At 45.9% G+C, this 12,430-nt stretch carries 11 protein-coding genes; 6 read left to right on the top strand and 5 right to left on the bottom strand.

What is annotated here, in order from left to right:
- Positions 1-5: 5 nt before the first annotated feature.
- Both ACP7AK_RS02530 and ACP7AK_RS02525 read right to left on the bottom strand, forming a co-directional pair.
- A complete protein-coding gene (locus tag ACP7AK_RS02530) occupies positions 6-683 on the bottom strand; it encodes a type 1 glutamine amidotransferase domain-containing protein (RefSeq protein ID WP_086044836.1) in 678 nt (225 codons plus the stop codon).
- Positions 684-854: 171 nt separating this feature from the next.
- Complete coding sequence (locus tag ACP7AK_RS02525) at positions 855-1,739, bottom strand: LysR family transcriptional regulator (RefSeq protein ID WP_086044837.1); 885 nt, start codon at positions 1,737-1,739, stop codon at positions 855-857.
- Between the two features lie 177 nt (positions 1,740-1,916).
- On the opposite strand from ACP7AK_RS02525, the gene ACP7AK_RS02520 reads away from it, so the two are divergent.
- The 6 genes from ACP7AK_RS02520 (at position 1,917) to ACP7AK_RS02495 (ending at position 9,149) form a co-directional block, all read left to right on the top strand.
- Entirely contained in the window at positions 1,917-3,446 is a 1,530-nt protein-coding gene (locus tag ACP7AK_RS02520) for a CoA-acylating methylmalonate-semialdehyde dehydrogenase (protein ID WP_253174699.1), read from the top strand.
- Positions 3,447-3,457: 11 nt separating this feature from the next.
- Positions 3,458-4,348, top strand: a complete 891-nt coding sequence (gene mmsB, locus ACP7AK_RS02515) for a 3-hydroxyisobutyrate dehydrogenase (RefSeq protein WP_425878395.1) — start codon at positions 3,458-3,460, stop codon at positions 4,346-4,348.
- A gap of 85 nt (positions 4,349-4,433) precedes the next feature.
- Positions 4,434-6,083 carry an AMP-binding protein gene (locus ACP7AK_RS02510; protein WP_425878393.1) on the top strand — a complete coding sequence of 550 codons (1,650 nt, stop codon included), beginning with the start codon at positions 4,434-4,436 and terminating at the stop codon, positions 6,081-6,083.
- Positions 6,084-6,141: 58 nt separating this feature from the next.
- Positions 6,142-7,269 (top strand): acyl-CoA dehydrogenase family protein, encoded by a 1,128-nt coding sequence (locus ACP7AK_RS02505; protein ID WP_086044840.1) that lies wholly within the window; start codon positions 6,142-6,144, stop codon positions 7,267-7,269.
- Between the two features lie 19 nt (positions 7,270-7,288).
- Positions 7,289-8,062: an enoyl-CoA hydratase gene (locus tag ACP7AK_RS02500; RefSeq protein WP_174894412.1), complete on the top strand. Its 774-nt coding sequence runs from the start codon at positions 7,289-7,291 to the stop codon at positions 8,060-8,062.
- Between the two features lie 25 nt (positions 8,063-8,087).
- On the top strand, positions 8,088-9,149 hold the full coding sequence (locus ACP7AK_RS02495; RefSeq protein WP_425878390.1) for an enoyl-CoA hydratase/isomerase family protein: 1,062 nt from the start codon (positions 8,088-8,090) through the stop codon (positions 9,147-9,149).
- A gap of 82 nt (positions 9,150-9,231) precedes the next feature.
- Here ACP7AK_RS02495 and ACP7AK_RS02490 read toward each other — a convergent pair whose 3' ends face one another.
- From ACP7AK_RS02490 to ACP7AK_RS02480, 3 genes are all read right to left on the bottom strand, one after another.
- Positions 9,232-9,402 (bottom strand): hypothetical protein, encoded by a 171-nt coding sequence (locus tag ACP7AK_RS02490; protein WP_004280276.1) that lies wholly within the window; start codon positions 9,400-9,402, stop codon positions 9,232-9,234.
- A 173-nt stretch (positions 9,403-9,575) separates the two neighbouring features.
- Entirely contained in the window at positions 9,576-10,445 is an 870-nt protein-coding gene (locus ACP7AK_RS02485; RefSeq protein WP_004280275.1) for an SDR family oxidoreductase, read from the bottom strand.
- Positions 10,446-10,816: 371 nt separating this feature from the next.
- A complete protein-coding gene (locus ACP7AK_RS02480; protein WP_253145647.1) occupies positions 10,817-12,271 on the bottom strand; it encodes an amino acid permease in 1,455 nt (484 codons plus the stop codon).
- Between the last annotated feature and the right edge of the window lie 159 nt (positions 12,272-12,430).

Raw genomic sequence — 12,430 nt, 5'->3', positions numbered from 1 at the left:
AACTTCTACTTTAATAATTTTAATAAAGCTTCAGCCGTTGCAGCAGAAGAGGCGGGGTTTTGTCCAGTAATGAGCAGACCATCTTGTTGCACGTATACCTGCCAGTCCTCAGTTTTGGAATATTTCCCACCTTTTTCTTTCAGCATGTCTTCCACTAGAAATGGGACAACATCGGTTAGGCCTACGCCGTCTTCTTCGGTATTAGTAAAACCGGTGACTGTCTTGCCTTCTACAATCGAATGACCTTCGGCATCTTTGACTTCACGAAGTACACCCGGTGCATGACAGACCAGCGCAACAGGTTTATCTGCCTGTAAAGTCTGCTCAATTAAAGAAATAGAATTCTGGTCTTTGGCTAGATCCCATAATGGACCGTGACCACCCGGATAGAACACGGCATCAAAATCCTGATTTAAGACTTCACTCAACTTATGTGTATTGGCAAGAGCCTGCATGGCCACCTCATCTGCTTCAAAGCGTTTGGTGGTTTCGGTTTGCGCATCCGGCTCATTACTTTTTGGATCTAATGGTGGCTGACCACCTGCAGGAGAAGCCAAAACTACCTCTGCGCCTGCATCGACAAAGGTGTAATAAGGCGCAGCTAGCTCTTCCAACCAGAAGCCAGTTTTTTTGCCAGTATCGCCCAGCTGGTCATGTGAAGTCAGTACCATCAAGATTTTCATATTATTTTCCTGTAGCTCATTAAAAAACATCGCGAATGATCGACTGTTAATTTAACAAGTCATGAGCGTCAGGAATGTTGTGATACGTTCATTTGCTGTATCGATACGTTGTTGTTTCAGTTGATTTAACTAAAGTACGTAGCCTTGCAAAGTGAACAGTGTGTTCAATATTCATCTGCCCATTAACAGGTCTTGCTGAAGATCGGCTTGTTTACGCAAGAAATCCCAGACCAGTTTAATTTTTGGTTCATGTTGCAGATCGACCAGCGTCAGCATCCAGAAAGTGTGGGTAAAACTGAGCTGCTGACCCAGCACCTCTTTCAGTTCACTTTTATCATTGACCAGAAATTTCGGCAAAATGGCCAGTCCAGCACCTGCACGCACGGCAATTTCCTGCGCCAGAATGCTGTTACTGCGAAAACAGGCACTGACCTGCAAGGGAAGACGCTCTAGCGAATATAGTGCAGTGCTATAGACCAGATCATCAATATAATCGACAAAACGGTGCTGCTGGAGGTCTTCCAGTTTTTTAATTTCCGGATTTTGCTGTAAATAATGCTGGCTGCCATATAGCTTTAAACAGTAATTAGACAAACGAGTAATGATATACGGACCAGATTTGGGCCGGTCAATCGCGATCACAATATCGGCTTCTCGATGTGAAAGTTTGATCGCTTTCGGTACCGGAATCAGGTCAATGGTCAGCAAAGGATAATGCTGGGAAAATTCTGCCAAAAGACGAGCTAAAAATGCCGTGCCAAAACCTTCTGGCGCACCAATCCGGACCCGACCTTGCAAGGGATCATGGCGCTTGTCAATCTGGATAAAGGACTGTTCCATCTGTTCCACACGCGGCACCAGTGCCAGACCTTCCGAGGTTAGTTCATAACCGGTGGCTTCGCGCTTAAACAGTTGCGTACCTAAAGTACTTTCCAGGGCCTGAATCCGCCGCGCTACGGTGCTATGTTCAACCCCGATTAAGCGTGCTGCGTTGGTGAGTGTTTTAGCACGCGCCAAAACTAAAAAAAAGCGTAAATGATCCCAATCTACTTTCATTTTTTATTTAACATCCTGTTAAATTCCTGTGCATATTTGCACAACCATCGTGCACCAATTTCTATTGGTGGTCAAAGTGTTCTTTGTTAGTCTGCTGAAACAGCGTAAAAATTATACGTTAAATAAAAGCCAGTAAAGGCAGATACAACGACAATAACAAACCAGCACGGAGCGACCATGAACGCTATTTCTCATCCACAGCAAAGTACCGGATTCACCACCGCAAAACTCCTCATTAATGGTGAATTTGTCGAATCAAGAACCAGCCATTGGCAAGATATTGTTAATCCTGCCACTCAGGAAATCTTGGGCCAAGTGCCTTTTGCTACCGCAGAAGAAGTTAATGCCGCCATTGCTGCTGCACAAAATGCATTTGCCAGCTGGCGCCAGACCCCGATCCAGGCACGTATGCGAATCATGCTGAAACTGCAGGATCTGATTCGTACAAACCTAAAAAGTATCGCCCGAGTCTTAACGGCGGAACAGGGCAAAACCCTGGCCGATGCCGAAGGTGATATCCAGCGTGGTTTAGAAGTGGTGGAGCATGCCTGTTCGATCGGTTCCCTACAAATGGGCGAGTATATTGAAGGTGTGGCACGCGGTGTCGATACCTATACTTTGCAGCAACCCTTGGGTGTCTGTGCAGGAATTACCCCGTTTAACTTTCCGGCGATGATTCCACTGTGGATGTTCCCGATGGCGATTGTCTGCGGCAATACTTTTGTCTTAAAGCCTTCTGAACAGGATCCACTATCGACCATGATGCTGGTTGAGTTAGCGATTCAGGCAGGTGTGCCGGCAGGCGTACTGAATGTGGTACATGGCGGCAAAGAAGTGGTCGATCTACTGTGTACCCATCGCGATATCAAGGCGATTTCTTTTGTCGGTTCGACTGCAGTCGGCACGCATGTCTATAACCTTGCAGGCCAACACGGCAAGCGTGTGCAGTCGATGATGGGCGCCAAAAACCATGTGGTGGTGATGCCAGATGCGAATAAAGAACAGACCTTAAATGCCTTGGTCGGTGCAGCTTTTGGCGCAGCAGGTCAACGTTGTATGGCACTTTCCGTGGCGGTAATGGTCGGTGAGACCAAGCACTGGGTCGATGAACTGGTCAATAAAACCAAAACCTTAAAGGTAAATGCCGGGCATGAACCGAATACCGATGTTGGACCAGTGATTTCAACCCGTGCCAAATCGCGTGTCATCGATTTAATTAACAGTGGTGTTGAACAGGGTGCCGAACTGCTACTCGATGGCCGTGATGTGCAGGTTCCAGGCTATGAACAGGGTAATTTTGTCGGACCAACGATTTTTAATCAGGTCACGACCGATATGCGCATTTATAAAGAAGAAGTATTTGGTCCGGTACTGGCGATCATGCATGTCGATACTTTGGAACAGGCGATTGCACTGATTAATGCCAATCCGTTTGGTAATGGCGTTGGACTGTTTACCCAAAATGGCAATACGGCACGTACCTTCCAGAACCAGATTGATATCGGTCAGGTGGGCATTAACATTCCAATTCCCGTACCTGTGCCTTTCTTCAGTTTTACCGGTTCACGCGGTTCAAAACTGGGTGATCTCGGTCCTTATGGCAAACAGGCGGTGCAGTTCTATACCCAGACCAAAACCATTACCAGCCGCTGGTTTGAAGATGACCAGGAAACCACTGGTGTCAATACCACAATCAGTCTGCGTTAAGGAGCATCAGCATGAAGATTGCATTTATCGGTTTAGGCAACATGGGCGGCTCCATGGCGCAAAACTTGCTCAAGTCCGGTCATCAGGTTTTTGGTTATGACTTAAGTGCAGTGGCTTTACAGCATTTTGCAGAAGCTGGCGGTGTGGTCTGCGACAGTCCACAAGCTGCCGCGAAGCAGGCGGAGATCGTGGTCAGCATGTTGCCTGCAGCCAAGCATGTGCGTGAAGTCTATTTGGGTGAACACGGTATTCTGGAGGTGCTTCAAGCGGGCAGCTTATGTATCGACAGCAGTACCATTGACCCGCAAACCATTCAGGAGGTTGCTGCAGCAGCTCAGGCCAAGCAGATTCGCGTCTGTGATGCACCGGTATCCGGCGGTACTTTAGGTGCCAAAGATGGCACTTTAACCTTTATGGTCGGCGCAGATGATGCCACCTTTGAGGCCGTTAAACCTGTTCTCGGCTGTATGGGTAAAAATCTGGTGCATTGTGGTGCGGTGGGAACAGGACAGGTGGCAAAAATCTGTAATAACCTGATTCTGGGGATTTCCATGACTGCGGTTGCAGAAGGGATGGCACTCGGTGCCAAACTGGGCATTGATGCACAGGCCTTGGCTGGCGTGATTAACAGTTCCACCGGACGTTGCTGGAGTTCTGAAATTTATAATCCGTGGCCCGATATTTGTGTCAATGCGCCGTCATCGCGGGGTTATACCGACGGTTTTGCCGCACAACTGATGCTCAAAGATTTGGGGCTGGCTGTCGATGCCGCGCAACAGGTGGATCAGCCGGTGGTACTCGGCAGCATGGTACAGAAACTCTATCAACAACTGTGTCAGGAAGGTGATGCCCATCTGGACTTCTCCAGCATCATGCATCAATACACCACGCCACCTGCTTAAAACTTAAAAGATTAGATGGAGCAAGGATTCGCTTCAATAATTACACCTTGTCAGTAATAACGATAAATTCAGGCTGAGGTTTAACATGTTAGATTATCAAACAACGATTCAAGACTTTGATTTAAACACGGTTGCAAGCCAGTATCTCTCCGGTTCAATGCAGGCAGTAAATGCCTGTTATGAATGCTGTGACCGTCATGCCAATTCCGATGCCATTGCCTTGTACTGGCATGGTAAAGATGGCCGTAAAGAACAGTATAGCTTTGCCGAACTCAAAAAATATTCCAGCCAGTTTGCCAACTTTTTAAAGTCTCAAGGCATTGGTAAAGGCGACCGCGTTTCCGGATTATTACCACGTACTCCCGAGTTGATCATTACTATTTTGGCAACCTGGCGGATTGGTGCTGTCTATCAACCCTTATTTACGGCCTTTGGTCCCAAAGCCATCGAGCATCGTATTCAGCTGGCGCAAAGCAAGCTGGTGGTGACTGATCTGGCGAATCGGGACAAATTATCCGAGATCAGCAACTGTCCACCGATTGTGACGGTACATGCCGAAACTGAGGCAGAGCGCTATCCGCACGACCTCAGCTTCTGGACGGTATTAAACCGTCAGGCTGAAGCTTGTGAGCTGGAAATCCTGAATGTCGATGATCCATTTTTATTGATGTTTACCTCCGGTACTACTGGACCAGCGAAACCGCTTAAAGTCCCTTTAAAAGCGCTGATTGCTTTTGCAAGCTATATGCAAAATGCCATTGGTCTAACTCCTGAAGATGCTTTCTGGAATATTGCTGATCCCGGCTGGGCCTACGGTTTGTATTACGCGATTACTGGTCCTTTAATGCTTGGACACTCGACCTTATTTTATGAAGGCGGTTTTAATGCAGAAAGTGTCTGCGAAATTGTTAAGGAATATGGCATTACCAATCTGGCCGGTGCACCGACTGCTTATCGCATGATGATGGCGGCCGATCCTGCTCAAATGGCAAAACTACGCGGTAAGTTACGTGTTGTCAGCAGTGCGGGAGAACCGTTAAATCCGGAAGTGATCCGCTGGTTTAAAGAGGTACTGGATGTGCCGATTTATGACCATTATGGCCAGACCGAAGTCGGGATGGTGGTGTGTAATCATCATGCCTTGGAACATCCGGTCCGTTCAGGTTCGGCAGGCTTTGCCAGCCCGGGTTACCGGATTGCCGTTGTCGATGAACTGGGGCATGAATTAGCAGCTGACGTCCCGGGCATCCTGGCAGTGGATATCAGCCAGTCCCCAATGATGTGGTTCTCTGGCTATGAAGAAAGCCGTAAATCTCCATTTGTCGGACAGTATTACTTAACTGGGGATACCGCAGAAATTCATGCAGATGGCAGTATGAGCTTTGTTGGGCGTAGTGATGATGTCATTACAACGTCAGGTTATCGGGTCGGCCCGTTTGATGTGGAAAGTGCCTTGCTGGAACATGATGCCGTGATTGAAGCAGCAGTCATTGGCGTGCCTGATCCTGAGCGTACCGAAGTGATTAAAGCCTTTGTGATTCTGGCGAATAATTTTGCAGCTTCGGCCCATCTGGAAGAAGAGCTGGGTCAATTTGTGAAAAAGCGGTTATCTGCGCATGCCTATCCACGCCTGATTGAATTTGTGACTGAATTGCCGAAAACCCCAAGCGGTAAAATTCAACGCTTTTTACTGCGCAATCAGGAAATCAACAAGCAGCAAGCCAAGACCGCATAACAGCTAAAGCCAACAGATTGAATAAGAAGATTAAATAAAGAGATTGAAGGAAGAATCCATGCAATTAACGGAAGAACAACAACTGATTCAGGACATGGCAAAAAGCTTCGCCCAGGAACAGATTAAACCCTTTGCCGGCGAGTGGGATCAAAAAGGCATCTTTCCTAAACAGGCCTTAGCCCAAATGGGAGAGCTGGGTTTTTTAGGCATGCTGATTCCGGAAGAATGGGGCGGCTCGGGCACAGGTACGCTGGCTTATGTTCTGGCCTTAGAAGAAGTCGCTGCGGCCGATGGTGCAACATCTGCGATTATGAGCGTACATAACTCTGTAGGGTGTGTGCCGATTTTCAAGTTCGGGACGGAACAGCAAAAGCAGGATTTTCTAAAGCCTTTGGCTCAAGGTGAAATGATTGGTGCCTTTGCCTTAACCGAACCGCATACCGGATCGGATGCTGCCGCGATTAAAACCCGGGCGGTCAAGGACGGCGATCATTACATTCTGAATGGCGCGAAACAGTTCATTACCTCAGGCCACAATGCCGGAATGATTATTGTGTTTGCCGTGACTGATCCAGCTGCGGGGAAAAAAGGTATGAGTGCATTTTTAGTGCCGCGCGACACGCCCGGTTATGAAGTGATTCGGGTCGAAGAAAAACTCGGCCTGCATGCTTCGGATACCTGTCAGATTGCCTTAACCGATGTCCGCATTCATGAAAGTTTAAGACTCGGTGCAGAAGGCGAAGGTTTAAAAATTGCCTTGGCCAATCTGGAAGGCGGGCGAATCGGTATTGCGGCACAGGCGGTTGGTTTGGCGCGTGCCGCCTTGGAAGAAGCAACGGCCTATGCGCATGACCGCGTGGCCTTTGGCAAACCGATTTTTGAACAGCAAGCGATTTCTTTCAGGTTGGCCAGTATGGCGACTGAAATTGAAGCAGCACGGCAACTGGTCCATTTTGCAGCACGCAAGAAAGAAGCCGGTGAAACCTGTTTAACTGAAGCCTCCATGGCCAAGCTATTTGCTTCGGAAATGGCGGAACGTGTCTGCTCCAAAGCGCTACAGATTTTTGGCGGCTACGGTTATCTGAAAGATTTTCCAATCGAACGCATTTATCGTGATGCGCGGATTTGTCAGATTTATGAAGGCACCAGCGATATTCAGCGCCTGGTGATTGCACGCAGCCTCTAATTTTAAAAGGACTTATTTCATGCAGTGGCAAACAATTTTATTAGAACAACGTAATGGTGTCGGGCTGATTACTTTAAATCGTCCGCAAGCTTTAAATGCACTGAATAACCAGCTGATTGTTGAAGTGAATCAGGCACTGGATCAGCTGGAAAAAGATCCGGCAATTGGCTGTATTGTGATTGCGGGTTCGGAAAAAGCCTTTGCCGCTGGTGCCGATATTAAAGAAATGGCAGATCTGAATTTTCCGCAAATTTATCTGGATGATTTTTTCAGTCTGGCCGATCGAATTGCGCAGCGTCGTAAACCTTTAATTGCCGCAGTGAGCGGCTATGCCTTGGGTGGTGGTTGCGAGCTGGCATTGATGTGCGACTTTATTTACTGCGCTGATAATGCAAAATTTGGTTTGCCTGAAGTTACCTTAGGCGTGTTGCCCGGCATTGGCGGGACCCAGCGTTTAACCTTGGCGATTGGTAAGGCCAAAGCCATGGAAATGTGCCTGACTGCACGGCAGATGGGGGCGCAGGAAGCGGAACAAAGTGGTTTGGTCGCTCGGGTTTTTGCCAAGGAAGAATTGCTGGAGCAAACCCTGCAAGCTGCCGAAAAAATTGCTGAAAAATCGCTTACTGCCGTGATGATGATTAAAGAATCAATTAATCGGGCCTTTGAAGTGAGCCTGGCTGAAGGCCTGCGCTTTGAACGCCGGGTATTCCATTCCATTTTTGCAGGTTCCGATCAAAAGGAAGGCATGCAGGCCTTTGTGGAAAAACGCCCAGCCAAATTTACCCATCAATAAGAAATTCATAATAGGAACAAAAAGAATGAGTGATGAAAATAATTTAGCGATTCGGGTCGCAGGGGGGCTGGGCATTATCAGCCTGGACCGCACCAGCCATTTAAATGCCTTAACCCTGGCGATGATTCAGGGCATTCAGGCGCAACTCGATCAGTGGTGCCATGATCCAGAAGTGCAAGCCATCCTGATCAATTCCAACAGTCCCAAGGCGTTCTGTGCTGGAGGCGACATCCGCTATCTGTATGACAGCTATCAGGCCGGCAATACCCAATATCAGGATTTTTTTGCCACTGAATATAAGATGCTGAGCACCTTGCGTAATTTTCCAAAGGCCGTGATCGTGATGATGGATGGCTATGTACTGGGCGGAGGCTTTGGCCTCGCTCAAGCCTGTCATATCAAAGTTACGAGTGAAAAATCACGTTTTGCCATGCCCGAAACCGCAATTGGTTTTTTCCCAGATGTTGGAGCCACCCATTTCCTGTCCCGACTGGATGAAGTCGGTGTCTATATGGCTTTGACCGGGGAGCAGATCAGTAGCAGTGATGCCTTGTATCTCGATCTGGTGGATTATCATGTGCCGAGTGAGCGTTTTGCTGAATTGGAAGCAGCGTTGATTACTGCGCCTGTGTTAAATTCGATTGAAATCCAGAAAATCATTAGTGGCTATATTACGCATCCGGTAGAAAGCGAGCTGCAAAAACGTGCAGATCTGATTAATCAGCATTTTGGCTATCCAAACCTCAAGGAGATTGAACAGAGTCTTGCTCATACAAGTAATTCAACCGATCAGGAATGGGCTAGTAAAATGCTGGCAATTTTGCAACAACGTCCGGTTATGGCCAAGCAAACCAGCCTGAAGTTACAGCAAGCCGGACAGAATTTGTCGCTAGAAAAATGCATGCAGTTAGAACGGGACTTGCAGGATGTCTGGTTAGAGCAGGGCGACTTTATTGAAGGCGTTCGTGCGCTGATTATTGATAAGGACAAAAATCCAAAATGGCGAACTGAGAATGCAAAATTTGAAAAGACCTTGCAAAAGATCTGGCCAGTTTGGACTCAGCAGCGTATCGAAAATATCACTTAAACTTGATGGTAAAAGACCCTCTATAAGTAAATTATAAAGGGTCTTTATAGGTGTCCTATAGCGTCATCAGTATGAATTCTGCTTAGTGGGACGTTTTCTTTTTCTTGCCACCGCCGTCTTGTTTATTGACCGTCGACCAGGCAATACGTTCGGCTTCTTCCTCAGAATGACCACGTTCTTTTTCGCTTTCTTCAATATGTTCAGCCTGCCGTTTCTGTTTATCGGTATAGGCTGATTTGTCACCTCTAGGCATCTTAATATCCTCATCAGGTTTGGCTGAAATTACTATAACAAGAGCTTATTTTTACGAGGGTAAGTATTTGTTGGAATCATTTTATAAAAACAAAATTTTTAAAAAATATGAAAATCTAAAGATTAAATAGATGAAGATAACGGTCAGCTAGAACCGCTATCTTCTGTGCCAGATTAGCCGTTAATAATACTGCCGCCATTCACATGAATCACCTGACCTGAAATATAACTGGCTTCTTCACTGGCCAGGAATAAATACGCCGGTGCTACTTCACTCGGCTGGCCCATACGACCCATTGGGGTGCTTTTACCAAAATCTTTAAGCTGTTCTTCATCAAAGCTGCTCGGAATCAATGGTGTCCAGATGGGACCTGGCGCGACCCCATTGACACGAATGCCGGTTTTATTTTTCAATAAATTGGTGGAAAGGCTTCGGGTAAATGTGGTGATGGCACCTTTCGTACTCGCATAGTCAATCAGCTGGTCATGACCATGATAACTGGTAATACTCGTCGTATTGATAATGCTATCACCTTCTTGCATATGCGGAATCACCGCCTGAGTCAGGTGGAACATCGATAGAATATTCACATTAAATGTTTTAAGTAATTGCTCGGGCGAGATATCGGTAATACTTTCTTGCGGGTATTGAACCCCGGCATTATTGACCAGAATATTAATCGTTTTAAATTCCTGAAGGGTCTTTTCCACCATTTTCTTGATTTCATCTTGATCTTGTAAATCACATTGAATCAGCAGACAACGGCGGCCTTCATCTTCCACCATTTTTTTGGTGTCCCGTGCATCCTGATCTTCATCCAAATAGCAAATGGCAATATCGGCACCTTCGCGAGCAAATAAGACCGATACAGAACGGCCAATTCCGCTATCACCACCAGTAATCAAGGCAACTTTGCCTTTTAATTTTTCACTGCCTTTATAATGCGGTTTAATAATTTCCGGTGCAGGGTCCATTTTGGTTTGCACACCCGGTTGATGGTCTTGTGTTTCAGTTGAAGCTGGGGTTTCAGGATAATGATTCATATCTTTTCCAATTCCAATGATTGTGGCCATATAAGAAAAAATATATTAGAAGCTTTTAGGCAAAATGAGGCTGGACTCAACATTTCATAACAGAATGTATTCGAGATTTATCAATTATTCGTTGAAACGGATCAGGTTGAGCAACCAGAACAGAAAAAGCTGATGAAACAACTTTGGACTACACTTAAATAGCCGAGGTGGTCTTGAAAGGTGAAATTTGATTAGGAAAGGTGAGGTATCAACGGAGATTTAAAATCTAGACATACATAGGCCTTTTTTACTGGGCTTGTATATAAAATAAATGGAGAGTTTTTTAACTCTCCATTTATTTATTCATTCTGATGTGTTTAAAAAATTTCTATAGAAATAAATTAAAGATTATCACTTAAATTAATTCTGGCCTGTGCTGCCTTTTCCTTTTTGGCTGAGGCTTTACCCCAGTTAAACTTTTGTGCACAGATGCCTAAGCCCACAATAAATAATGCAAGCACACTGGTATAAACCACTTCTTTAAAATAGGTTCCTTCAATAATCATGGTAATTAAAGCGCCGACAATAAAGATAATGACCAGATAAGTGAGCCATGGGAATAACCACATCTTGAATGGAATATTTTGTCCTTCAGCTTCCAGTTTTTTACGTAACTTAAGCTGAGAAATGGCAATAGCAAGATAGACATATAAAGATACGGTACCAGTCGCTAACATCAAGACATCATAAATATTCATACTTTCGGTGGCAGTCAGATAAATCGCCACGAAAGAAAACAGGCTTGAAAAGATGACACCTACCCATGGGCTGTTATTGCGGTTGGTTAAACCGAAACTCTTTGGTGCATCTCCACGTTTCGAGAGGGAATAGACCATGCGTGAACAGGTATAAAGTGCGGAGTTAAAGCAGCTACATACCGAGGTGAGCACGACAAAATTAACAATATGGCGTGCTTCTGGAATACCGAGTGCAGTAAGTGCCACACTATACGTACCCCAGGTCGGATCTTTCAATAAAGGATTATTGTGCGGAATCAGGCAAACCGTAATTAGCATTGAACCGACATAGAATAAAATGATACGCCATACAATTGAATTAGCGGCCTTACGAATTTCCTTGGCGGGATCTTTGGTTTCAGCTGCTGCCACGGTAACAATTTCTGCTCCCATATAAGCAAACATTACACCCAGTAAGGCAGTGATCACCGATGAAAAGCCATTGGGCATAAAGCCTTGAGCGGTTAGATGAGTTGTACCACCGAGCATAGAGGCATCGCCCCAAGGCCACAGGTGCATCACGGCCAAACTACCAAACACCAGAAACAGTACAATGGCAATAACTTTGATCAGGGCAAACCAGAACTCGAATTCACCAAAGTTTTTTACGTCACGGAGATTAATCCAGACCAGTGCTACAGTGACCAGAAGCATATAGCCCCAGATCGGGATAAATGGAAACCAGCTATTTAGGATTTTCCCGGCAACAAAGGCTTCCCAGCCCATGAGCAACGTCCAGAAAGACCAGTATAACCAGCCGATAGAAAATCCAGCCCAGCGCCCGATTCCACGATCCGCATAGGTTGAAAATGAACCACTGTCGGGATTCAGTACCGCCATTTCTCCCAGCATACGCATGATGAGTAAAACTAATAGTCCACCTAGAGTATAGGCAATGAGTGCAGCCGGTCCTGCAGAATAGATGACATTACCGGAGCCGACAAAGAGTGCTCCACCAATGACACCGGCAATTGAAATCATGGTGAGATGGCGTGATTTAAGTCCGTTTTTTAAGCCGTTTGATGATTCGGAATTGGAGAAATGTTGATGTTCTGCCATATAATTTCCCTTAATATCAATAGCGTAGCGGCAATAAAATTCCTTATTTGGCTTACGCTATCTTATCCTTTGAAACTGTAACCGAATTCATCAGTGCTTGACCAATATTAAGTTAATCTTAATAAAATAAATCCTTGTAGCCCTATAGACAGGATCACA

This window comes from Acinetobacter sp. TWP2-2-3 (assembly GCF_049896445.1).
Taxonomy (GTDB): Bacteria; Pseudomonadota; Gammaproteobacteria; order Pseudomonadales; family Moraxellaceae; genus Acinetobacter.
The sequence above is the reverse complement of the archived record's forward strand: the minus strand, read 5'-3'. Positions and strand labels throughout refer to the sequence as shown.